The sequence below is a fragment of the bacterium genome, assembly GCA_036504735.1.
GTDB lineage: Bacteria > Electryoneota > RPQS01 > RPQS01 > RPQS01 > DASXUQ01.
Genome location: DASXUQ010000017.1, coordinates 377,527 through 404,513, shown reverse-complemented (window position 1 = coordinate 404,513; position 26,987 = coordinate 377,527). Strand labels below are relative to the sequence as shown.

At 57.8% G+C, this 26,987-nt stretch carries 7 protein-coding genes; all 7 read left to right on the top strand.

Translation table 11 applies throughout. The features are described 5' to 3' along the window. The first annotated feature begins 263 nt into the window (after positions 1-263). The 7 genes from VGL38_14100 (at position 264) to VGL38_14070 (ending at position 26,863) form a co-directional block, all read left to right on the top strand. A complete protein-coding gene (locus VGL38_14100; GenBank protein ID HEY3296558.1) occupies positions 264-4,229 on the top strand; it encodes a right-handed parallel beta-helix repeat-containing protein in 3,966 nt (1,321 codons plus the stop codon). Between the two features lie 838 nt (positions 4,230-5,067). Then, entirely contained in the window at positions 5,068-7,239 is a 2,172-nt protein-coding gene (locus VGL38_14095; protein HEY3296557.1) for a YCF48-related protein, read from the top strand. Between the two features lie 39 nt (positions 7,240-7,278). Then, positions 7,279-10,572 (top strand): right-handed parallel beta-helix repeat-containing protein, encoded by a 3,294-nt coding sequence (locus tag VGL38_14090; GenBank protein ID HEY3296556.1) that lies wholly within the window; start codon positions 7,279-7,281, stop codon positions 10,570-10,572. A 631-nt stretch (positions 10,573-11,203) separates the two neighbouring features. Continuing rightward, complete coding sequence (locus VGL38_14085; protein ID HEY3296555.1) at positions 11,204-16,171, top strand: C25 family cysteine peptidase; 4,968 nt, start codon at positions 11,204-11,206, stop codon at positions 16,169-16,171. Positions 16,172-16,508: 337 nt separating this feature from the next. Continuing rightward, entirely contained in the window at positions 16,509-19,955 is a 3,447-nt protein-coding gene (locus tag VGL38_14080) for a carboxypeptidase regulatory-like domain-containing protein (GenBank protein ID HEY3296554.1), read from the top strand. A 269-nt stretch (positions 19,956-20,224) separates the two neighbouring features. Then, a complete protein-coding gene (locus VGL38_14075) occupies positions 20,225-22,825 on the top strand; it encodes a DUF5916 domain-containing protein (protein HEY3296553.1) in 2,601 nt (866 codons plus the stop codon). A 315-nt stretch (positions 22,826-23,140) separates the two neighbouring features. After that, positions 23,141-26,863: a fused MFS/spermidine synthase gene (locus VGL38_14070; protein ID HEY3296552.1), complete on the top strand. Its 3,723-nt coding sequence runs from the start codon at positions 23,141-23,143 to the stop codon at positions 26,861-26,863. The last annotated feature ends 124 nt before the right edge of the window (positions 26,864-26,987 follow it).

Below are 26,987 nucleotides of genomic sequence, written 5' to 3'. Positions count from 1 at the left end.
ATGTACTCAACGTATTTTCTTAGGAGAGCATCATGTTTTGCCGACTCGCACGCGCTGGCGTGTTCGTTTGGATCGTGATTTCGTTGTCTGTCTGCTGGGCGCAACCAGCGCCGACTCCCTTGGCTATCCCTGTTTCACATACGGGTACTGGCGGTGCATACGAGCATCAGGAGTGTGATGCCAGCAGTGACCTCTATGTGCTTGATTCCCGCCATCAACCTCTACCAGGATTCGATGCAAACGCTAATCCACAATGGGGTTTTTTGCGATTCCCAAATGGCAATGCCGCCGGAACACTCGATCACCTCATTTATGGTTCGAATTGGACCAATGCGGTCGGCGCCTATCCGGCGTTTTGCGAGTCGGGCGTGGCGGACATGTCGTTTCAGCAGGGTGTGGGTTCAACCATTGTCATGGCCAGCCCTGATGGATACAGCTATTGTCATGCCGTGTGTGACCAGACAAGTTGGTTGGTCCGGAGTATCCCGATCACTACGATTACCAGCCTCGGCGAGTGCCACTATGCGGACGATATTCCTGACCGGAATTGCATGGCAGGCGGTCTGACGACGACTGACGCATGCTATGATTACCATTGGTGGTCAACGGGCACATACACATATTACGACACTCCCTGGACTCCTGCGGTGAACGACGGCAATGTTCCGGCAGGGCGCTGGGTATATGATCTGGACGGAATTGAGCAGGAGAACTCTGCCCACAGCCTCCAAGTCGAGCCGATTATCGTAACCACAACCACACTTCCCCAAGGCGATCCTTCACTTCAACATGATCCGGTAACGACCGACCGGATGTACTGGACCTCTAACGAGCGCTTATTGCCTGTGTGGAATGAAGTTGACCCCGCACTGGCCGTACCTGCAAACATGCGTCCGCTCGTGAATTTGCAAATCTCGGTGGACACGTATCCGGTGCTCAAGAAGATTTATGGTGTCGCAATGGGAAATGAAGGGGAATTTGAGACGTTTGTTGGCGACTTGCCTATTCATCCAAATGGTGAAGGTATTCAAAACTGGCAACGAGTTGATCCTGAACAGAATCCACCGTTCCCGGTCAACACAGTGCCATACGATGTAAAAGCAATTCGCTGCAACGTAAACGGTGCGGAAGCGCTTGTATTGGCAACAGCGACAAACCACGGCGTATTCATTTCCGGTGATCAGGGAGCACATTGGCAATCGGCCAACGCAGCAGTCAATGGCGGTGATGCCATTCGCGCACTGGATGTGCACAAAATCGTGAGCGATCGCAATGGCTGGCTTCACGACAAAATCGCGGTTATGGGCTGGGACGCATCCTATGTGGGCCAAATTACATTCGCGGACTTGACACATCCCAGCATTACATGGCACGAGATTACCTACACTCCGAGTCTCTTTCAGCACTGGGATCATGCCTGGAGCGGTTTGAGTCACGCCTCGTTCGGACCGTACACGGATGTTGCCCTGATCAATCATGCCGCTGATCCCATTTATCCAGACGACAAGTCGCTGATTATTCAAGTAAAGTCATCAACTGGGATCGCTCATACAATTTCGTTGGGAACGCAAGAAGAGGGAACAAAGCCTTTTATGCGTCCGGAAGGAGGAGCAGGTGCCCCATGGATCGTCTACAACCCAATAGGCGAAACTGGCCCAACGGTCAAAACGCTGATCGAGCCTGACTACATGACATGGGATTCGGTCACTCTATTCACAGAGTCCGGTAACACACGAGCCAACGTTTATGATGTTGCATCCTCGCCGTCAGGAAATTACATATCATTTGACGGTCGGACAACTGACGGTCAACCCCGCCTATGGCTTGACGATCAGGGATGGCACCCTGCAAGCTGTGTGGGATTACCCACCCAAGCAAGCTGGGGGTACATTGCTCCGGCCAACAATCAGTTGTACTATTTGTGTGATGCCAGCGCCTTTGTCTCTTCCATCTGGATGTCAGGAGACCGTGGGCAGAACTTCACTCTGATCAACGGCAACACCTATCCTGATTTTGGCGTGCATTATCGTTCAGTGTCAGTTGGCCAATACGACGGCATGCCCGCTTACATCGGTGGGGACATCCAGTCCAACCATCATGGCCGCCTGCTGCGCTATGATCCCAACACAGGATCATGGACAGCCGGAGAGGTTGCAAACAATGGCATCGTTAAGGTTGTGGCTGATCCTCTCGTCTCCCAAGTCTGCTGGGTCGCCACGGACAGTGCTAACAGCCCCGCCGCGCTGTTCATGGTCACTTACGGCGGAACTATGCCCCCCTACTCGTTCCACGCGCAGACATGGTGGGAAGCATCTGACTATTCTCATGCGTCCGAATATGGTATTGTGGATGTGCAGATCGAGGCCACTGATCTCCAGCACCGCGTATTGACGATGACGCTGCGCACTCCCGATTCCAACGACGACAATGTCGATCACACCGTGATCAAGCGCTGGGAGTTCAACGTGGCGGATGCATTACATCCGTTGCCCACGACGGTCAGCGGCGATTGGATCGTGGTCGGCGATGTCACGCTTCCGATTGGTGCAACAGTCACGGTATCGGCAGGCGCGCACCTGATGTTTGCCCCGGATGCCAAGCTGACCGTCAAGGGCACGTTGCTTGCCGCAGGTGCCAGCGGACAGGAAATTACCTTCAGCCGCGTCGGCGACGATCAGACGTCACCATGGAACGGGATCGACGTTCGCGGCACGGCTAATCTGTCTTACTGCACAATCACGGGCGCGAGCGTCGGCCTGAGTACGACCGCGGCGACGGCACTTTTGGCAGATCACTGCACGATTCAGAATAACGGCCAGGGCATCCACATCTACAGTCCTGCAGGTTCGGGCGCACCGACGATCAGCAACTGCGAGATTTCGGTAAACAGCGCCGAGGGCATTTCGATGATGTCTACCCCGCTGGCCACGATCAGCACCTGCCAGATCCACGACAATTTCGACGACGGTATTTTGCTGACCAGCTCCTCGCCGAAAATCAGCCGCTGCCATGTGTACGCTAACGCGGACTTCGGCCTGAACGGCTACGCGAGTTCCCCCACACTTTACTGCAATACGTTCGAGGATGACAAGTCCGGCGAAATGCTCTTGGCCAACGGCAGCTACCCGGTGCTCTGGAACACTAACGGTGTGGACGGTGGCTCCAATAGCTTCACTGCCACCGATCTGACCTTGATCACGATGGAGGACAGCTACCCGGTCTGCGCCGGAGGCGCCAATCAGTTCACCATCTACGGCACCAAGGGCTTCTTTATGGAGGACGTCTCCAAATCCGCTCCTAAGCACGACGTCCATGGCAATTCTTGGTATCCCACCCCGCCCACGGCCGGGGCCTTTTGGCCGTCGGACCTGACGTTGTGGAGCTACTCCCCGACCGCCTCCTTTGGCGGCTGCGAGGCCCCCAAGAGCCTCAGCACCAATGCGGCACAGACCTCGTTTGAACAGGGTTACGCCGCTGAGATGGCGGGGAATACGGCCGATGCCTCTACCGCCTATACACAGACTATCAGCCAGTATCCGGACAGCAGTTGGGCCCAGGTCGCCGCTTCGCGCCTGCTGAACAATCAAATGCAGGTGAACAGCGGCTACAGCGATTTGCTGACCTACTACGGCACCGTAGTGACGACGCATGCAAGCGACACCTGTCTCGTGGAAACCGCGCAGGATCTGGCGACGCGCGCACTGGTGGAGGATCATCAGTACGCGTCCGCGATGAACATCTACCAGCAAATTATGGCTAATCCGCCCAGCGACGTGGATTCGGCCTGTGCGGCTCTTGACTATGCCATCACAGTGCTGCGCCTGCAATATGACAGCCTGCGTAGCGGCCTGGATTCAGAAGCCCCCGTCGTCTCCGCCCAGACCATTCAATCGCTGCGGCGTGCCGTGGAGCGGGTAATTCCTGCGGCTCCGGAGGCGCATCACGAGAACTACCTGAAGGCTCCGGAAACCTGCATCCTCGAGCAGAACTATCCGAATCCCTTCAATGCCACGACGACGATCCGTTACGCCGTGCCTGCATCAGGCCAAGTCCGCCTGACGCTTTATAATGTGATGGGACAACAGGTGGCGACCTTAGTCGATGCCCCGCAGGCGGCGGGCTACCATTCCATCAGTTGGAACGGAACATGCATGGCATCGGGCGTATACATCTACCGCTTGGAAGCCGCAAGCCACACCGTTACACAGAAGATGCTGCTGCTCAAATAGCATCAACGCACACGACAGAAGAAGTAGGCTCTTCGGCGACGGGGAGCCTGTTTCTTTAGCTAAAGGAAAGCTTGAGCGAGTGCTCAGGCTTTCTGCTGGATGGTACGGCCGGGCCGTTCCCCTCCCTCCTGCCCTTCTCGGGATTTGAAGGCCAGTAACATAGGTCACGATGTTGGCTGTCGCTTGCATGAAGTCGGGGTCACATGCACGCGGATGGGACGGTGGCACTTGCTGGCAGATGAAACTGGAGACAAGCTAACACAAGGGTTTACAGCCTTTTACTTACCGATCTCTCACGCCGGTAACAGGGGTTCGAATCCCCTAGGCGGTACACAACAGTGGTTCAGTCATTCTGACTGAACCACTGTTTGTTGCAGGTTGCAGCGTCGACAAAATACACCATAATTTCACATACGCTGCTGAGTGGCCACAGCAGGTTTAAGGTTCCTCGTGATCGGGGGCCTTTTTTCGCATTTGCAAAGCGACTCAAACGCCGCAGAGCGGCAACTATCCGTTCAATTACCTCTACGCCCGCTTGTTTCACCGAAAATGATCGGGCGAATGCGGAAGGACATTGAGGCAGAGATGGTATTCTCCACCGAATCGGACATGGCGCACTCAGTTGCAACCGCAAAAGCTTAAGAAGTGGGTCCACATTAGAATCGAGCCATCCCATGCCAGCGATTGACTATTCAGGATTTTTCTGCTATCTTGTAGATGAACAGGACTTGTGCGCAGGCGCAGCCCTGTTGAACATAGCGGTTTGTCGGAACGAAATCGAGAAACTCCATTGTGCGGCGAGACTTTATGGCAGGCGCTCGTCCGAAAGAGGTGCACTGTGAATCGAATCCTCCACTGGCTTGTAGTGATCGCACTCATCGGGACAGGAAGTCAACAGGTGAAGGCGCAAGGCTGGGAATGGCTCAGTCCATTGCCACAGGGCAACACGTTGTACGACGCGACGTTCTCCGATGCGCAAACCGGCTGGGCGGTGGGTGCCGGTGGTACGGTTATCCGCACAACGGATGGCGGGACGACATGGGAGATTTGTTCGATTCCTGATGCGGGAAGCTATGACTTACGCCATGTGCTTTTCCCGGATGCAGAGCATGGATGGATTCAGGGATACGATTGGTCAAACTCGCTTACGCAATCCGTGGTACTGCGGACCGAGGATGGCGGCCAGAGCTGGCGGAGAATGCCGTCACCGCTGTTTGATTACATCTGGGGGATGACATTCCCGGATCCGAGGCATGGATTCGCCGCAGGAAATAACTGGGGCGGCGCGCATGAACTGATCGTCCTGAAGACAGCGGACGGCGGCGTCACTTGGGAGCCACTGATACTGGACACGGCCCGCAATGGGGGGAATACCATCAGTTTTGCCGATAGCCTGCACGGGGCGGTGATGGTCACGAACGGGATTCTGCACACAGCTGACGGCGGAGTAAGTTGGAGTCTGGACACCTTGAATCTGCGCGATATGGAATACACGGACGATGTGACTTTCGCGGATACCCTTCACGGATGGGCATGCACGACCTACGGCAGATTGTTGAACACTGACAATGGGGGCATAACGTGGCAGCGGATGCCAGAGGCCATCCGCGCCCACTCTCCGCTGCGATTCGTGGATTCATTGAACGGGTGGAGTTTCGGTGGGGGGATTCAGCATACTACGGACGGTGGCTTTACGTGGACGGTGTGGCCCAATCCACTCAACCTTGGCATCGAAGGCCTGTGGGCACGAGACGCGTTGAGCACCTTTGCCGTGGGAAGGGGCGGTGTTGTGCTCCATTCGACGGATGGTGGAACACAGTGGATCCAGATCGCGGGCGCGAGCAATGTGCACTATGATGATGTTCAGTTTGCGAACCCGCGGAACGGGTGGATGATCCAGTCCGGCTGGGACAATTTGGGCTCGTATTCGCATCTTTTACATACGACTGACGGCGGCACGACGTGGAGCAGGGAATTCGTGAGCGATACGCTGCCGATTTCGAAAGTCTCTTTTCCGGACAGCGTGCACGGCTGGGCGATGAGTTCCACAGGCCAAGTATTCCGCACCACGAATGGCGGCACGATCTGGTCGGAAGCGGGCCACGTCTTCGGGGAGGGAATCGGAGGGTTCCTGTTTGCGGATGCCACTCACGGTTGGACCAGTCGCTACAGTGAGGGGCACTACGACACGTACATCAGCATATACCACACACAGGACGGTGGTGCAAACTGGACGGAGCAGTACACGACAACGGGCAGTTATGGCTGGACATTCTCCGAATTCGTATTCATTAATGCGCGAATGGGCTGGGCGCTCGGGTCCCACGACGGCACGCTCCTTTATACGACGAATGGCGGAACGAACTGGCAAACATTCAATCTTCCCGTTCTGGATATCTTTGATCTGGCGGCGATGGACAGCCTGCGAATTTGGGTTGCCACCGATTATGACGGCCTGATGCTGACCACCGACGGCGGAACCACATGGAGGAATCCGTATCAGGGAGATGCGGGCCGATTGGCCTTTGGTGATTCTCTGAACGGCTGGATGACAGGCAGCGGCCGAATGCTGCACACTACGGATGGAGGATGGACATGGAGAGCAGACAGTCTGCGTGTCGCCAATGCCGTGTACAGTCTATCCTCTCCGGATGCCCGCCATGCCTGGGCAGCCGGATACGATGGTACTCTGTTGCGGTACACGGATAATACGCTGGCGGCGCCGGCAAGCGGTCCATCCCGTCTACCGGCGGATTACTCACTGTCCGCATTTCCGAATCCCTTCAATTCTACAACAACACTGCACTACAGCCTGGTCCGTCACGGTCAGGTGACGTTGACGGTGTACGACCTGTTAGGGCGGGAAGCGGCCACACTGGTGAACACCGCCATGCAAAGCGGCACCCACACAATTCCGTGGGACGCAGGCGGCAAGTCATCCGGTATCTACTGGGCCGTGTTGCGCGCAGGCGGAGAGCAGCGTGTGCAGAAACTGATGCTGCTGAAGTAACTGGGGGATGAGATGCAATTCCAAATCCGGAAACATGCCATGACACATTCTCGATGGTCCGCGGCACTGTGGTTGCTGATCTTTGCTTCCACCGCTTTCGCCGACACTACATGGGTATCGGACTCCCTGGTCTCAGGCCGCTGGACCGCGGGGCACAGCCCCTATATGATTACTCAAAGGACGATACGCGTCCGAGCGGCCGACACGCTGATCATCGGACCGGGAGTAACAGTGTATTTCGGCGGCCCGTACCGGTTTGAAATCCGCGGGCTGCTGCTCGCGCAGGGAACACAGGAAGACTCCATCCGCTTCACGACGGACACGCTGACCAATACGGCGCGCTGGCGCGGTATCAGATTTCTGGCGGCTCCGAACGGCTGTCTCATGCAATACTGCGTTGTCGAGAACGGGTATGGCGCCGCTCCCGGCGACGACCGCTACGGTGGCGGAATCGAATGTCAAAACTGTTCGCCACATTTCGAGAATTGTTCAATCCGGCGTTGCAACGCGATTCTGGATGGCGGAGGAGTCTACTGCCGCGACGGAGGGGCACCAATATTCGACCGCTGCGAAATCAGTGACTGTTACAGCCGGTTCGGAGATGGTGGGGGACTGTTCAGCCGAATGGCCAGCCCGCGCCTGACGCAGTGCACCGTCCGCGGCAACCGCACACCGAACAACGGTGGGGGCATAGGTGTCATCGTTGCACCCGATACGGTGAAGGTGACGCATTGTCTGATCGAGAGCAACAGCGCCGGAACGGGCGGCGGCCTGTTTCTGCAGGGTCGCCGCGCCCCCACTGCCGTTCAAGGATCCCTGATTCGCGGCAATTCGGCGCAGCGCGGCGGAGGCGTGTTCGACACCAGTGGAGTCGTTCGGTTTGACCGGTGCCAGATAGATTCCAACACGGCCAATGTGGGCGGCGGTCTCTACGGAACTCGAGCGCGCTCCGTGGCAGTGAATTGTCTTTGGCACAGCAATGAAGCGGATTCAGGGGGAGCGGTGTTCGACGTTGAAGGGCAGGTCAGCCTGGATTATTGTACGCTGGCCCATAACCGCTCGCAAACCGCCGCCGTTTTCGGCTATACGGACACGACGGACTGCGCGACGTCCATCGTGGCATTCACCGAAGAGGGCGCCGGCATTCAACTCTTGAGTCCCTATAGTGTGGGGATCAGGGGCTGTGATTTCTTCGGCAATGAGGCCGCCAACTTTGCAGGGCATGTTCCTTCAGATATCGGACGGTTAACCCGGGTGAATATCTGGCGGGACTCCTGTGATGCAAACTTCAATCTCCTGATAGATCCCCGGTTTGTGAACATGGCGAACGGCAACTACCGCTTAAGCGATTCCAGCCATTGTCTGGCGGCAGCGGGGGCATGGTATGACGTGAATACGGATGAGGATCTGGACAGCCTTTCGCGCCCATGGCCCGCGACGTCCCGGCCGGACATCGGCGCCTACGAAAGCCGCAGTAACAGCCCGGTGGTTTTGCTGAACGGAAACGTCCGCGGGACCTTCGGCCCAGGAGTGTTCTACATCGGAGCGGACATCCGAGTTGCATCGCAAGACACGCTGACGCTGCTGCCGGGGACCCGGCTGATGTTTATAACCGAATGCACCATCACGATCAATGGTCTGCTGCGCGCCATCGGGACAGCGCAGGATTCCGTCGTCTTTGCCTCGGACACGTCTCACGATTATGCTTACAGTTGGGGCGGGCTCATTCTCAGCAGCGCTGCGACAGGCTGCAGCCTGGAGTATTGCCGGTTCACCCACGGGATTCCTACAGGACTGCGGATTAGCCATTGTGATCCGGTGATAGAGTACTGTACGATCGAAGGATCGGCGGACTGGAGGAGTACGGCGGGCGCCGTGCTCTGCACCTCCGCCCAGCCGCGATTCCGCCAATGCCTGTTTCGTCATAACTTCGGAACGTACAGTGGAGGCATCTATGCCTTGTCGTCACATATTGTCGCGGAGGAATGCACTTTCTTCGGCAATCGCAGCAACGCAACTCCGTATGATGGAGCGGGCATATGCCTGCAGGCGAGTTCGGCAGAGGTGAGCCGGTGCACCTTCCAGGAAAATATCGGTGGAGGTGGCGGCGCCATCGGCATGACGAACACGTCTACCGGGACATTTACGGACTGTGTGTTCCTTCACAACGGCGCTCAGTATGGCGGCGCGGTTTACTGCAGGGGAACTCACCCGCTGTTTGATCGCTGTATGTTCACGCACAACAATTCGTACCGGGGCGGAGCCATCGGCTTGGAGAACAGTCAGGCGCGGATTGTGCGCTGCACCCTGGTGGCGGACACATCCATGTATGGCAATGGGGAGATTCACTGCGTCCGTTCGTCGCCGACGATCACCAGTTGCATCATGAGCTACGGTATTGGCAGCGGAATCCGGTTCGAGCACAGCCCGGATGCGATTATCCGGAACTGTGATGTGTACGGCAACACGCTGGGCGGCTTTGCCTCGACCTACACGATGGATGACATGCCCTCCGGTCTCGGTGTGCTCAGCGGTGTCAACCTCCGGCGGGATTCCTGCGACGGTTTCTTCAATATTTCGACCGATCCGTTATTCGCAGATACGGCGGCGGCCGATTATCATCTGACGGAGCTGTCACGCTGCATCGACGGGGGCGATGCGGGTCTGCCGCCTGACCCCGACAGCACGCTGGCCGACATTGGAGCTTTCTCCTTCGCGCACGCCACTCATCCTCCGGCCCTCTTCTATCTCATCGCTCCGGAAAACGACTCCACGATGACGAGGGACAGTTCCGTGGTTTTCATCTGGCACAGCAGCGCAGACCCGGACGTCGGCGACACGCTGACTTATCGCCTGTTTATGAGTTCAGCGGACACATCCCTTGTGTTCCCGATCACGATGGATACTTCGTGGACAATTGAGATCGCCGATCTTCCTTTCCCCGATGGGCACGCAGCAAGGTGGTGGGTTGAAGCGCAGTCGCGGATTCCTCATGAAAGCACTTTCAGCGACACATTGAGCTTTCGACTGGCCGGTCCAAGCGGCATTTCGGACACGGACCTGCTGCCTCGCGTGTTCGCATTGCACGAAGCTTTCCCCAATCCCTTCAATCCTGCATGCCGGCTTGAATTTGACTTGCCCCGTCTGTCGAAGATCAGGTTATCCGTGTTTGACGTGCAGGGGCGACTGGTCACGGTGCTGGCGGACCAGTCGATGGAAGCAGGGCGACACATGGTTCTTTTCGATGGAGCGCGCTTGCCCAGCGGAGTCTACTTTGCGCGCGCTGAAGCTCGGGACTGGTCACAGACTCGCAAACTGGTGTTGCTGAAGTAAGGACGCATGGCAAGCAACGGGAATGGCGACCGAACCTTCCGCCGTGGCAATCACATAGTTTACATGGGATTACTCATTAACACCACACACCGATAACGGAATTCGAAACCTCAAAGCGGTATATCTAAGGGTAAGCAGAATCGGCTGCTTACCTTTTTCATTGTGTCATTTGCCGGAGCTTTTGCGGTCATGGTCACGAAGCGTCTCAAGGAGCGTAAGCCTCTCCAGCAAAACGCGATCGTAGGCGGGCGGCTGGTTAGAAACGGCTGGAGTAGCCGAGGACAGTCAGCGGAGTTTGCAAACGTCAGGGCGCAGGTAGTACTCGGGAAGGTGCCTTGGGTGCGGTACGTGAACAATTACGCGACTTATGATTCTGTAGTATATTGCATTATGCTGGTGTACGATTTAGACGGAAATATTTAGTTTCTATGGCTCTTCATCTTGACTTGCTCGGCACGATAGCTTATCTTAGACCGCTTGATAGCTTTTTGTTGAGTTCTCAGCAGTCACGGCCAAACAGCTAAGAAACGGTCGTGCCTGAATTGCTGGCAGTCAGATGGGTTAACGCTCCAAATCCTTCAGGAGGATTCTCATGGTTCGGCTTTTGAGGTCTTTGTTCTGCCTCTTGTGCATGATCTCTCTGCGTGCCTTTGCCAGCCCGGCTACTCCTGTCCGATTTGAGGCCTCGCATCTGCCCGGTCAGGGCGTGGCCCTGGATATTTCCCGAACCTCCCCGGCGCACACGTCGATCTCGATGCGCTCGCCTAATGTGGCGGTCACCACGGTTGCCGTGAACGGCGCCAATCACCAAGTCTTCTCCATTGAAGGAGAAACCTATCTCCCGGTGGAAGGGGCTCCGGCGGTACCGCAGATTTCCCGATTCTATCGCATTCCGAATACCGGCGGCGCGGACCTTGTGATCAGCGAAGCGGATTTCGATGTGCTGGACAACATCGACCCCGTCGCCTATGCGGTGGATCCGGAAGCGTCCACGCATCTGGTGCGGGATGGCGCGCTGTACACGGAGGATGGCTGGTATCCGGCCCATGTGGCCACGATGAGCGAGCCGATGATTATGCGCGATTTCCGCGTGGTCACCGTGGCGATTTATCCCGTGCAGGTCAACCCTGTGACGCGTCAGGCGCGGATATACCGGAACATCAGCGTGGATGTTGTAGCCAATGATCAGCCGGGGATCAACGAATTGACCAATCCACGGCGGCCATCGGGTGCATGGGCGTCGATGTACCGGACCTATATTTCCAATCTCGATGAGACTGCGCTCGATGACGTGACGACGGCACCGGGCACCTATATGATTTTCACCAACAACAATGCCACCTATCGCCCGTGGGCGGACAGTCTGGCCGAGTGGAAGACCCGCTGCGGCTACAAGGTGTCGTTGCAGGCACAGGCAAGCTGGACGGCCACGCAGGTTATGAACGCCATCCAATCTGTCTACCAGAGCAGTTCCAATCCGCCACTGGAGTACGTGGCGTTGATCGGCAGTTGGAACGCGGGCGTTGTGCCGACGGGTCCTTACACCCGGGATTACAACAGCGACCATGCCTATGCCTGCCTGTCGGGCAACGACCAGCTTGAGGACATCGGCGTCGGGCGTCTGTCCGGCAACAGCAGCGTAGATATGGCCCAGCTCAACGCGAAGATCATGAGCTATGAGCGCAATCCGCGCATGGTAGACGGACAGGGCCAGGCCGACACACTCTGGTTCCACAAGGCTTTTCTGGCCGCCTGTACGATCAACAGCAGTGCGACAAATTACACGCTGATGCAATGGGCCGCCAGCCAGTTCCGGCAGAACACCGGCATCACCAATCCGGAAGCTTACCAGCTTTCCGGGTGTCCGGACGTCGCGACCTGCGTGAACAGGATCCAGCAGGGAACCGGAATCTTTGCCTGGCGCGGCACACTGGAAGAAGACATCGGGCAGGCGGGGCAGGCGGTTCCCAACTGGCGGTTTCCGATCAGCATGAACATTACGTGCGATGCGGCCACCAGTTCGCAGGCGCTCATTTGCCCCAACAGTTCAACGCCCACCAATCCGAAGGGATGTGTAACAGCTTTCGGGACGATGGGAATTCAGACGCACTACCCGCAGAATATTACGGTGGCCGGGGGATGGCTGTTTAACATCGCCAGTCTCGGCGTCGAGCATATTGGAGACGTCTGCGCCGGAGCCAAGGCGCAACTGTATTTGTCCTCGCAACTGGACGCCGCGGGATTCACGGAGTGGAACAATCTGTTCGGGGATCCGGCCTTGTCCATCTGGACGGACGTGCCGAAGGTTTTGAGCGTCACCTGCCCGACGGCGTTGAATGTGGGTGCGCGGCGGGTTGAGGTTCAGGTAAACCGGGCGGGTGATGACGCTCCCGTGGCCGACGCGACGGTCTGTCTGTGGAAGCGCGGCTCCGATTCGACGTGGGCCGTGGGTACGACGGACGCCACCGGCCACGTGGTGCTGCCGGTGGCGGTAAATGCTCCCGGCACGATGTCGCTGACCGTCACCAAGCGCAACCACAAGCCTTACCTGATCGATATCCCCTGCAACACCGTGGACTGCATGCCGATGTCCAGTTCCTATACGATCGACGACGACAACAGCGGCGGAACGCACGGCAACACGGACGGCGCGATGAATCCGGGGGAGACCATCGATCTGCCGATCTATGTAAAGAACTTCGGCACTGTGGTTACAGCCACGGGCGTGAGTGCGACGCTCACCAGCAGCAATCCCCGGGTAACGGTGGTAAATGGCACGGCCAGTTATGCGGACATCGCACCGGGCGATTCGGCTCTGGGGGCGCAAGCGTTCCGCATTCAGGTCTCGCAGGCCATGCAGGATCAGGAGACGGTTCAATTGACGCTGACGATCACCAGCAGCAGCGGCCAGACCGCGGGCGTCATCACGCTGACCTGTGTATCGGGCCATATGCTCTATTTGCGGCAGCAGTTTACCGACGGAACCTTTGGGCCGGGTTTGACGCGCAGCCTTTCCGTGACCTTCAAGAACATGGGGCTTGTGTCGCTTACCGGCGTCAACGGGCATCTGCGATCCCTCAGCCCGTTTGTCACTGTGAATACGGCGGACGCGGTCTTCGGCGCGGTCCCGGCGGGCGCATTGGATTCAAATCTTGCCAGCCCGTTTGTGATTGCGGCGAACCCACTGACCTTCCGTGGTCACCAGGCACCGATGCAGTTGATCCTCTCTGGTGATAACGGTTTCACGGACACCACACAATTTACGGTCGCCGTAGGCATCAAGGCCTCCACGGATCCCACCGGCCCCGATGGCTACGGATATTATGCCTATGACAACACGGACACCGCCTACGATATTCATCCGGCATTCCATTACATCGATATATCCGGCGGGCTGGGAACGGACCTGAATCTGGAGGACGTCGGGGAAAAGACGTCGGTCTCGCAGATCTGGTCCACCTGGCGATTGCTGCCGTTCCCGGTCACCTTCTATGGCCGGACCTACGACACGCTGACCGTGTGTTCGAACGGCTGGTGCGCTTTCGGCAATCAGGCGTATTTCGACAATCCCCGCAACTACCCCATTCCGGCCCAGCAGGCTCCCGACGCGATGATCGCGCCCTACTGGGACGATCTGGTCACAGCCGGCAGCAATCTTGGAGTCTGGGTGTATCATCAACCCGACAGCGGGCGGTACATCATTCAGTGGAAGGCGACAAACACCGGCGCGCCGGCCTCCAACCTCGACTTCGAGGTGATTCTTTACGACTCCGTGTCGAGACCGTCCTTCGACGGGAATAACCACATCGTTCTACAGTACAACGCGGTGACGATGAACCTGGGAAATAATCAGGATCACGAGCCCAACGGCTGCACCGTGGGAATTCAGGGGCGGAGCGGGCAGGTGGGTTTGCCGTACGCGTTTATCACGTCGTACGCGCCGGGCGCGGCGACGATTCAAAATGGAAGCGCGATTCTATTTACGACCGATGCGCGCGTGCTGTTCGGACAGGTGGACGGCCATGTGTATGACGCCGCCACAAATCTGCCGCTGGCCGGCGCCGTGGTTTCCACAGACCGTTACGGTTTCCACGACACGACGGATGCGCAGGGGCATTATCATCTGACCAACGTGATGATCGGCACCTACAACATCATCGCCTCCAAGCATCGCTTCAATCTCGATACCGCTTTCAATGTGATGGTGGCGCTGGACAGCACGGACACGCTGGATTTCCACGTGCGCCACCCGGAAATGGTTCTGTCGGTCACCTCGCTGGTGGACAGCGCACAGGACAGCACCGTGCAGGCGACCTTCAACATCGTCAACAACGGCAACGGTCCTGTGGACTATTCCAGCCGGGTCTTCTTTGCGGGAGACAACAATCCTGCGCCGTGGGATTCGGTCGGATCGATTGACGTCACCGGGTTGACGACCGACCGGCAGGCGTGGGGCTGCGAGTTATTCAACAATGAGTGGTGGGTATCCGGCCCCGCGGCGATGGACGGCCAGGCCATGCTCTACCGGTTCGATCTGGCGGGGAATCCGCTTGGCAACATCCCACAGCCCTGCACCACGCCGTTAGGCTGGTTCGACCTGGCGACGGACGGCCAGTATCTCTATGGATCGGACAGCCATGTGATCTACGGAATCGATGCTGCGGGGCACGTTCAGGACACGATCCCCAGTCCGTTCAATCCGAGCCGCGCGATTGCCTATGATCCGGTGACCGATCATTTCTGGGTGTCGGACTACACCACCGATATTTACGAAATCGACCGGGCGGGCGGGATTCGCGGCCAGATATTAAACGACGGCGCCAGCGCATTGCAGATCTCCGGGCTGGCCTGGAGCGCCAATGATCCCAACGGCTACAAGCTCTACGTCTTCAGCCGTGATCCCGTCCAGAACCCCACGCGGATTCGTGTCACACGATTCCAACCCTCGGCGCCTTACAACCGCGAGACCGTCACGGATCTTAGCGGCCTTCCGGGCGACGTGGCGAACGGCTGCACTATCACGCCGTCGTGGAACAGCACCTTGGTGGTGTTCGCCGCGATGATGCACAATCCGCAGAGCGGCAGCCGGATGGGAATTTTCGAAATGTCCTTCAACAGTTCGTGGATCACCGTCAGTCCCGCCACGGCGACGGTGGGGGGCGGCCAATCGCAACAGATTACGGTGACGCTCAATCCCGCCATTTTGCGCACGGACAGTTATCACGTGAACGCCCACTTTGCCAGCGCCGTTTACGACAGCACGCTGGTGCTGCCGATCACTTTCAATGTCCACCGCACGCCAACGGCCATATCGCATCGCGAGGCGGGGGTCCCGGTGGAGTTTGCTCTGCACCAGAATTTCCCGAATCCGTTCAACCCGACAACACAGATCAGTTTCAGTTTGCCCAAGGCTACGCACGTTCAACTGCGCATCTACAACACTCTGGGGCAGCTTGTCACCACCCTGTTAGATGAAACCCAACAGGCCGGAGTGCATGCGGTAACATGGGACGCCCACGGGGCATCTACAGGCGTCTACCTATATCAGATTCGGTCCGGGAGCTTTGTTCAGACGCGGAAGATGTTGTTGATGAAGTAGCGGAAACACGTTGTGATTGGAAAATGCAGCAGGCTCCCCGGCAAAGGGGAGCCTGCTGCGTTTGGACAGTTTTTGAGCCCGAGGCGCGGCGGGCATGGATTGGGTGCCGCTTCCCGTCCTCGCCATATAGCCTAACAACAAGATAATCAATATCTTGATTTTTGCATTTTGGGGCGTTTGCGGGAGATTCGGGGTTCACAGAGCTACGGAAGAGCATTATTGCTACGAAACCGGAAAAATTGCTGGGCAACATGACTCATTCTTGACTCATACGGAAAAAGTGCTATACTTCTACTAACGTGTAAATGCGTGCTAAACTCAGCTTAAGGACTTCACCATGAACCTTCGGAAGAAATTATTTCTGACGGCGGCGGCCCTCGTACTGCTCTTCGGCTTGACGGTAGTGTTCGCGGCGGCGGTCCATCAGACGGGGAACGGTCGCCTGACAGCGAAGCCGATAGCGGGGGAAACGCTCACGCCGGTGGCGGACCGGGTCTTTTCCCGGCAGGAGGCTGAGTCCTTTGAGGCGCTTCTTCAAAAGCTACGCAGCGGAGCCCTTTTGACCGAGCAGGAGAAGCGGGAGATTGAGTGGCGGACGGCACTTCGGGACGCGCGGCATCCGCACAACCCGCTGGACAATCAGGGCGGTCCGGATGACTTCGGCTACATTTACGTGGACAATCAGGGAGGCGATACCACCGCCTATGACTGGGTGGAACTGCGGGGTGACGATAACGCCACGTGGGTGAACTTCACGGGGAGCCATGACGATGCGGTGGTCACCAATGTCCCGCTGGGCTTGACCTTCCCGTTTTATGGCACAAATTACACAAGCGTCACCGTGAGTTCGAACGGCACGGTGCAGTTTGCCTCCTCTGACCCCAACTACACCAACAATTCGCTGCCCAATGCGGGATCGGGCCAGATGGGTCCGACGATCTTCCTGTACTGGGATGACTTGCACCTCGATTTCGGCGGCAACGGTGCCAACGGCGATGCCACGATTGCCTGCCTGAATTTCGGTGACTACACGGTGATCGAATACGATTCGATAGGGCACTGCTGCAGTGACGGCACCTCTCTCAAGTTTGAGGTGATCCTTTATGCCAGCGGCAATATCAAGCTGCAGTATAATAATCTGGTCTTCGGAGCCAGCACCAACAGTTCCACCATCGGTATTCAGCAGAACGGAACGGCAGGTTCAGGCTTCCTGCAATATGTGAACAACGGTACTCCGGGGAATCAGGAACCGGCCAACGGGCGGGCGATCTGGTTTGCGATGCCCGACGGCGTGCCGGAGCCGGCGACTGCGTTGACGGGTTCCGCGAACGGAACGACGGTGACTCTGAACTGGACCGATCCGGCCGAGGATACCAACGGCAATCCGCTGACGCCCGACAGCATTCTGATTTACCGCGGCGGCGCGGTTCCCGATTCGCAAATCGGTCACGTGGCGCATGGGACACAGACGTTTTCGATAGCCAATGAGCGCCAGGGAAACATCGCCTACTATGTCCGCGCCAAGGCAGGGGCGTACCGCAGCGCCGCCACCGGGGTGGGAGTTATCGTAGGCACGCCGTCATACGTGAACTTCTTCGACGTGAACGATGGCGGCTGGACGTCGAATGGAATCTGGACGTGGGGAGCGCCGAGCAACCCCGCCGTTCCCGCACCGCACAGCGGAGCCAATTGCTGGGGAACAGGCTTGGCCGCCAACTATCCGGCGGGCGTGTGCAGCTACGTGGATTTGGACCCCGGCATGCAGGTGGCGAGCGCCAATGCGACCATTGAATTCTGGGCCTGGTGGAGCATGTATATCTGGTCTCCGTACGATGGATGCAATATCAAGGTCAGCGTCGACGGCGGCGACACGTGGGACCTGCTGACCCCGTCGACCGGCTACGGCAACGTCATTCAGTCGCCGAGCGCGTGCCTGACCGGCGAGAATGGCTGGAGTATGGCCGGCAACGGCTGGCGATATGTGATCGTGCCTATTGGCGCGTACATCAATCAGACTCCGATTTTCCGGATCTCCTTCTCATCGAGCCCCTTCAGCGGGAATCAGTACCCCGGCTTCTTCTTCGATGACATGACCATTTGGGGAATGGGGCCGCGCCCGGATGGCACGCCGCGACCGGTAACCGGACTGCATGGCACGGCCAACGGTACAACCACGGTGACTCTGAACTGGACCGATCCGACGCAGGATACCAACGGCAACCCGCTGATATCCGACAGCATTTTGATTTACCGCAATAACTCCCAGCCAGCGTCGCAGATCGGGCATGTGGCGCACGGCGCACAGACGGTCGCACTGGCGGGTGAGCCACAGGGCAATCAGCGCTATTATGTCCGCGCCAAAGCGGGCACACGGCTCAGCACACCGGTCAACGCGCCGGTGGTGGTGGGTAATCCATCCTATGCCTGCAGTTTTGACACGACCGACGGCGGATGGATTGCAGACGGAGTCTGGACATGGGGCGCTCCGACCAATGCCGCCGCTCCACAGCCGCACAGCGGCGCGAATGTCTGGGGAACAGGACTTGACGGCAACTATCAGAGCAACGTTTGCGGCCATCTTGACCTGAGCCCCGGGCAGCGTGTTTCCACGACCAGCGCCACGCTGGAATTCGCGGCATGGTGGTCCATGTACCCCTTCGGTTCTTATGACGGATGCAATGTCAAGGTCAGCGTCGACAGCGGTCTGACGTGGCAGCCACTGCTGCCGCGGGACGGCTATGGCAGTTTCATGTATCCGTTCAATACCTGCATTCCTACCGACAGCGCCTGGAGCATGACCAGTGGCGGCTGGCGTAACGTAGTGCTGCCTCTCGGAGACTTTCTCAATCAGACCCCGATGTTCCGCTTCACATTCGGGACGTATTTGAGCGGTTACCCGGGATTCTTCATTGACGACATGACCATTTGGGGGCTGGCTCCGCGCCAGGCGATTCAGGGAACACTGCGGCATATGGGCGGTACCAACCCGGCGCTGATCGGCGCGCAGGTGTGGGCCACAGGCGGCATCGATACGGCGGTTACGGATGCCGGTGGAAACTACCGCCTGTCGGTAGAGCCGGGAACCTACGCGGTTCACTTCCGGCACGCTACGCATTGCGATTCGGTGCTCACCGGTGTCGTCGTCGCTGCGGGACAGAACGTGACGGAGAATGTGCTGCTGCGTTCGCCCAATGCCACGCTGTCGGTCAGTTCGCTGACCTTTGTGGTGCGCCGCTTCCAGACGGTGCCGCAAACCTTCACGATCACCAACCCGGGCGGGAACTGCCCGTTGAGCTATCAGGTGCTGGACAGCGTGAACTGGCTCAGCAGCGAACCGGCCAGCGGCACGGTGGATCCGAACCAGAGTGCGACGATCACCGTAACGGCAGCCCCCGGTACCATGCAGCCGAATGAGTACCACAGCACGATGCGAGTGCTGTGCAACGCGCCGGGCAGTCCGTTCATCCTTCAGGTGGATATGAACGTGCTGTCGGTGGACCAGCTTCCCGGCCTGCTGCCGACGGAGTTTGCCCTGCACGCCAACTATCCGAACCCCTTCAACCCGACGACGCTGCTGCCCTTCGACGTGCCGCAGAACAGTCAGGTGGCCATTATCGTCTACAATGTAATGGGCCAGGAAGTGGCGATGCTGGTCAACGGCAAGTATGCGGCGGGCCGGTATCAGGTCAGCTTCGACGCTGGAAACCTTCCCTCGGGTCTTTACCTTGTGAAGATGACGGCCGGAAACTACACGGCCATGAACAAGATGATGCTCTTGAAGTAAGGATGAAGGATGAAGGCGGAAGGATGAAGGGAAAACCGAATCCTGACGCTTTAGTCTTGAAGGTTAGACAAGCAGGCTCCATTGTAAAAGGGAGCCTGCTTTGTTTGTGCGGGTGGGTGATCGGGCACACGGGGCGTCCTTTCCAATCGGCTGAAACATCCTGGGGGGAAGTCCATCTAATGCTTATGGGGATTAGTGTCTTCAAAAGAAACCGCCATAACCTCTCTCCTATGCGCCAATTCTTACTCTGTTTCTTAGTTTTGTTATGCATGGCCCTTGATGATGCCGCTTGGGCTCAAGATTCCACCACAGTCAGGGCCACACGTATCTCCAAGACGCCGGTGATTGACGGGCGGCTGGATGAGGAGGTGTGGCGGGCCGGCGAAGCTGTAAACCGCTTTGCCCAGCAGGATCCGGTAGAATACTCACTCCCCTCGGAGAAGACCGAGGTGACGGTGCTGTACGATGACCACGCGCTGTACATTGGCGCGCGGATGTATGATTCGGCGCCGGATTCGATTTTGAGGCGGCTGGTGCGGCGGGATGTGCTGACCGAAGCCGACTTATTTACGGTCTACCTTGACCCGTTTCATGACCGCCGCAGCGGCTATCATTTCGGCCTGAATGCGGCGGGGTCGCGCTACGATGCGGTGCGGTACAATGATACCTGGTCGGACGACTCCTGGGATGGCGTGTGGGAAGGAGCCGTCAGCGCCGATGTTCAGGGATGGACAGCGGAATTCCGCATCCCGTTCTCGCAGCTTCGGTTTTTGCCGCAGGACCAGTATGTGTGGGGGATCAACTTCCATCGCAGCATTGGCCGCCGGCACGAAGATGACTATCTGGTGTTCACCCCCAAGAACGGCAGCGGCTTTGTGTCGCGCTTCTGGAATCTGGTGGGGCTGGAGTCGATCACGGCGCCGCGTTATGTGGAGTTGCTGCCCTACGCACGCACGAGGGCCCGCTACCGTCTACGCGAGCCGGGAAACCCGTTTGTGCCACCGTCCGAATACAGGGAAACGGGGGGCGCGGATGTGAAAATCGGATTGGGTTCCAACCTCGTACTGAATGCTACGGTGAATCCGGATTTCGGACAGGTGGAAGTGGACCCGGCGGTGGTCAATCTCTCGGACGTGGAGACGGCATTCGATGAGCGACGGCCGTTCTTCGTGGAAGGTTCGCGCAATTTTGAATTCGGCTCGGGAGGAGCGACGGATTACTGGGGATTCAACTGGTCGACTCCGAGCCTGTTCTACAGCCGACGCATTGGACATGCTCCGCAGGGGAATTTACCGGACAATTATGACTATTCCTATGTGCCGGAAGGCGCGCATATTCTGGGGGCGGCCAAAGTTTCCGGCAAACTCAGCGGCAACTGGAACATCGGCACGCTGCACGCGCTGACGCAGCGGGAGTACGATGATGTGTCCTACCTCGGTCAGCGGACACATTTCGAGTCCGAACCCGCCACCTACTACTCGGTGAACCGGGCACAGAAGGAGTTCAATGGCGGACAGCAGGGATTGGGGTTCATGTTCAACTCGGTCAACCGGATGTTCAAAACCGACTCGCTGCGCGCGGACATCAACAGCAATGCTTACACGGCGGGAGCGGATGGCTGGACCTTTCTTGACAAGAACAAAACCTACGTGCTCACCGCCTGGGGCGCGGGATCCTATATCACTGGCTCTTCGCAGCGCATCACCGATCTGCAGCGGTCAAGCCGGCATTACTATCAACGGCCTGATATTTCCTATGCGCATGTGGACAGCGCCGCCACGTTCCTCGATGGCTATGCCGGCCGGGTGACCGTGAACAAGGAACAGGGCAATTTGTTTATGAACACCGCCGTGGGAGTGATCAGTCCCGGCTTTGACATCAACGACGTCGGCTTTCTGTACCGGGCGGATGTGATTAACGCACATTACGGTATCGGCTACCGGTGGACCAAGACCACCCACTGGACGCGATATGCTCAGGTGCTGGGTGCAGGCTTTCGCAGCCTGGATTTCGGCGGGGCAACCACGTCGGCGGGAGTTTGGGGACGCGGATACGTGCAGCTTCTGAACTACTATACTCTGCAGTTGACAGCGGGGTTGAATCCGAACACCCTGAGCGATTTCCGGTCACGCGGCGGACCGCGCACGGTGAACAAGGCGGGCTGGCAGCTCGATTTTCAGAGCTATACGGATAGCCGCGAGCCGTGGGTGTTTGGCTTGGGAACTGACGGGTACACCGCCTCGCCGCAGGACTGGAACCGCGACATATGGTGCAGCGCAGAGTGGAAACCCGTGACGAATTTCAGTGTCAGTGTTTCGCCCACACTGAACTGGAACCACAATTTTCTGGCTTATGTGGGGCAGTTCCCGGATCCTACGGCGACCAACACCTATGGGACGCGGTATCTGTTTGCGCGGCTCAACCAGACGGAGTTATCGTCGTCGATCCGCATGAGCTGGACCTTCAATCCGCGGCTCAGTTTGCAGTTCTATGCACAGCCGTTGATTTCAGCGGGGGACTATTTCAGGTTTAAAGAGTTATCGCGTCCGGGGAGCAATGATTACCGCACCTATGACGCGAGTCAGGTGCACCTCGACGACGGCAACTACACGGTGGATCCGGACGGCGGAGGACCTGCTGACGCCTTCAGTTTCAGCCAGCCGGACTTTGATGTGCGGTCGCTGCAAGGCAACCTGATTCTGCGGTGGGAATACCTGCCGGGGTCCACCTTCTATCTGGTGTGGACTCACGGGCGCAGCAAGGACGACAGCCGCGGGCAGTTCAGTTTCCGCCGTTCGATAGACGCCTTGTTCGAAGCCCGGTCGGACAACATCCTGCTGGCAAAGGCAACCTACTGGCTGAGTTGGTGACTCCGTCTTGGGGCGAGGCTGCCTCCCCGGAGGCTTGTCTAACGGAGTAGACTTGGAGAGTCCAGTTAAGATAAGGGCTTGATTAATTGGTAAGATAGGATTCTGCATAGATTTAGGAGATATTTCTGGACTTCTTGATTCTGGGGTCTTGTTTTGTTAATATATGCACAAGACCTGTTGGGCTGAGATTGACGCATCGGGGCAATGGTTAGCGAGCGAATCCGCCACGGTCTGAATGGCACGGTTCGCTCGTGTTGTATTCGGCCCACTGAGGCCTGAAAGCCGGTTTGTGGCAAGAAATCCGAGGATCTGATTTTGAATGACCAAAGAAATTACCGCTATTTGATCTATTCGCTCTTCCTGCTGTCCGGGATTTCCGGTCTGATTTACCAGATCGTATGGACGCGGCTGCTGGTGGTGGTATTCGGCAACACGATGCTGGCGACGAGCACGGTACTCAGCGCCTTCATGGGCGGATTGGCCGCAGGCAGCTATACCCTGGGGCGGTACATTGACCGCAAGCCAAGGCCCCTCTTGCAGGTATATGCGTGCCTGGAAGCGGGCATTGGGCTGTTCGCGCTGATCTTTCCATTTTTGATTCACGCGGTGACGCCATTGTATGCCAGCCTGTACAACGGGGTGGCGGCCAATATTGTGCTCTTGAACCTCGTGCGGTTTGCGGTGTGCTTTGCGATTATCGCGCTGCCCACCTTTTTGATGGGTGGCACGCTGCCGGTGCTGATCAAACGGTTTACAGGAGACGAGGATTCCATCGGGCATCAGACGGGATTTCTGTACGGTCTGAACACGGTGGGCGCGGTGGTGGGGACTTTTGCCTGCGGCTATTTTCTGCTGAGACTGCTGGGCATGCAGAAGACCACGTGGGTGGGTGTGGCGATCAACCTCAGCGTTGCGGCGGCGGCATGGTATCTGGGAAAACAGTCGGCAGAGGCTCCGGTGGCGCCGCCGGTTAAGGAGCCCGCAGAGGCGCACACCTATGAGGCAGAAGGAAGCTATAGCCGGGCGACGATCCGAATGATCCTCATCGGCATCGGCATTTCCGGATTCTGCGGACTGGCGTATGAGGTGTTCTGGACACGGATGCTGAATCTGTTCCTGCACAACAATATCTACTCGTTTACGGCGATTCTGGGGACCTTTCTGATTGGAATTGCCACCGGCAGTCTGCTGTATGCGCGGTATCTGACCAAATCGGAAAACCCGGTGCGGCTGTTTGTGTGGCTGCAACTGGGCATCGGTGTTGTCTCCTATGCCACGCCGTTTCTGTTCCGGATTTTCCATAGTGGGCTGTTCAACAACTTCAGTGAAACGCTGACGCTGGCCAAGACGGCTGTGATTATGATTGGCCCGACGGTGATGATGGGGATTGCGGTGCCGCTGGCGATTCAGATTTGCCGCCGGGGAGCGCAGCACGAAGGCACCAGTGTGGGGTCGGTGTATGCGGTGAACACGGTGGGGGCGATTCTGGGCGCGTTTATGGCGGGCTTTGTGCTGCTGCCGGGAGTAGGCCTGCACCGGGGGGTGATTATTGTAGCCGCGCTGAATATTCTGGCGGGATTTCTGCCGTGGATTTCCACCTTGCGCCCGGCGCTGCGACCGGCATGGGCGGTGGGCTTTGTGCTGATCGTCGCCGCGATGGCGCTGGCGGCGCCTTCAGATCTCTTCCGCAGCCTGTTTCAGGCAGCCAATCCGACGGCGGACATTATCCACTACAAGGAAGGCAAGGTGGCCAATGTTCTGGTGTACGATTTCAAGAAGCTGGGGTACAAGGATTTTCATCTGAACGCGGTCAATGAGGCCTCCTCGCGGTTGTGGCACGTGCAGCTTTTCAAACTGCTGGGGCTGCTGCCGACGCTGGTGCATCCTAATCCCGATGACGCGCTGATGATTGCGTTCGGGGCGGGGATGTCGGCGGGAGCATGTGCGACCAATGTGAAATCGCTGGACGTGGTGGATCTTAACCCGGATATTCAGGGAATTGCCGCGGCATACACGCGGGAGAATCTGGACGTCATTCATCAACCCAATTTCCATCAGGTGGTGAATGACGGGCGCAACGCGCTGCTGGTGAGTCCACGCAAGTACTCGCTGATTATTTCCGATGCGACGAACCCGAAGATGTTCGACTCATGGACGCTGTATTCTCAGGAATTTTACAAGCTGGTGAAAGAGCGGCTGAAGCCGGACGGGGTGTTCTGCCAGTGGGTGGTGATCCCGCTGCCGGGAGATGCGATCAAGGTGATTCTGAATACCTTTCGCAGCGTGTTCCCGCACATGAGCTTCTGGGCGATTTACGGATCATCACAGGTGCTGATGCTGGGCACTCCCGAACGGCTGGAGATTGATTACGCCGATTTGCAGAAGCGGCTGGAGCCGCTGTATGACAAGGCGGGGCTGGCTGAGTTCGGGATCAACACTCCGGAAAAATTTTTGAGTTTCTTTTTGCTGGGCGAGGACGGCGTGGCAAAGATGCTGAAGGGCTTCGACAAGATCAGCACCGACGATCTGCCGTACGCGCAGTTCCACATCAAGCAGGACGTGGAGGGCGCGGACCAGTGCATGGACCTCGTGCGCTATCAGGAGTCCATCCGGTCCTATATGAGCCCAAAGAGCACGCCGCCTCCCTCCTTCTCGAAAGACATGACCGCTTATGAGGACATAGCGCGGCGGCTGAACGTCGGTTTCCTGACGAATAACGATTTGAAGTATGAAGAGGCGGCAGTGGTGGCGGACGATGCGGGGTTCGATGATGCCAATGTGGATCATCTCCTCAATCACTGCCCCGAAAAGCAGCGGCATTTTCAGCAGCGGCTGCTCACCCATCCGGATGATGTGACGGCGCACAACTGGCTGGGGAATATCTTCCTGCTTTCAGGAAAGTACGAACAGGCGAGGAAGGAATTCAACACGACGCTGAAGCTGAAACCGGACCATGCCTTTGCACGGATGAATCTGGCGATGACGGATCTGGCGACGGGCAATCTCGACAGCGCGGTAGCGGGATTCATGGCGGTGAGCAAGCAGAGTCCCACCAAACAGATTCTGCGGTCGGTGGATGTACAGTTGAACAAGGTAAGGATTCTGCGGAAGCTGAAGTATCAGCCGGAATCCGCCGAGTTGATGCACGAGTTGGGCATTGCCTACTACAGCGAAGGCAAAATTCTCGATGCGGTGAAGGCGTACCGTAAAGCGGCGGAACTCAGCGGCAACAAGCCCGAAGTGCTCTACAATCTTGCGCAGATCTGCGAGAACCACGAACTGGTGTCCGAAGCGGCGGAGCTGTATCAGAAGCTGGCAGCGATCAAACCCGACTATCAGCCGGTCTCGGAGAAGAACACGCAGTTTGCATTGCTCAGTCATGATCCTTCCCAGCTTCGGAAGTGGGAGAACGGACGGATTGAGATTTCCGAGGCCGTGGAGGAGTCCAAGCGGGAAGCCAGCGAACATCCGCCGACATGCGATCAGGCTTTGGCAATGTGGAATGACGCCGATCCGGACGGATCGGCGGATCCTGCCAAGCTGCGGAAGGCGGCGGAATTGTATGAGAGGTCAGCCCGGATCAAGCCGTCTGATTTGCATGCTTACATTGATGCGGCGACGATTTACGAAGCTCTGAACGACCTCGACCATGCCGCGGAGTTGTGGGAGCAGGCGGCCAAGGTTCGCACGGATATGGATTTTATTCCGAGGCAGGCGGCGCGTTTGAGAGCCATGTCCGGATTGGCAGGCCAGACGAGACCCAGCCCGGAGCGAGCGGTTTTGCTGCGGAATGTGGCGGCCTATTACAGGTCAGTCGACGAGCCGGAACGCGCGTTGGATTATCTGCATGAATCGCTGCGAATCGTCCCCGGCGAGGCGGAAGCGTGGGCGGATCTGGCCGAGACGGCTACTGAAGCGGGCCTGTACCGCGAAGCACTGGACGCGGCGGAGAAGGCGCTTAGCATGCAGCCCACGATGCGCCGGGCGGCAACCGTCAGGGATGCCTTAGTGAAAGTAGTCAACAAGCCTGCGGTCTGATTCCGAGGCAGCATAAGAACGTGCAAGCGGGTTGGCGAAGAGCTGACCCGTTGCTATTTCAGGCAAGGTGGATAGAAAACATCCGGTTAGATAGGTTGACCGGACTGCAACCGGGAGCACATGA

Bases quoted from the DNA above. Each gene is read 5' to 3' on its own strand.
- VGL38_14090 (HEY3296556.1), top strand. From the start codon at position 7,279: ATGACACATTCTCGATGGTCCGCGGCACTGTGGTTGCTGATCTTTGCT.
- VGL38_14080 (HEY3296554.1), top strand. From the start codon at position 16,509: ATGAACCTTCGGAAGAAATTATTTCTGACGGCGGCGGCCCTCGTACTG.
- VGL38_14075 (HEY3296553.1), top strand. From the start codon at position 20,225: ATGGCCCTTGATGATGCCGCTTGGGCTCAAGATTCCACCACAGTCAGG.
- VGL38_14085 (HEY3296555.1), top strand. From the start codon at position 11,204: ATGATCTCTCTGCGTGCCTTTGCCAGCCCGGCTACTCCTGTCCGATTT.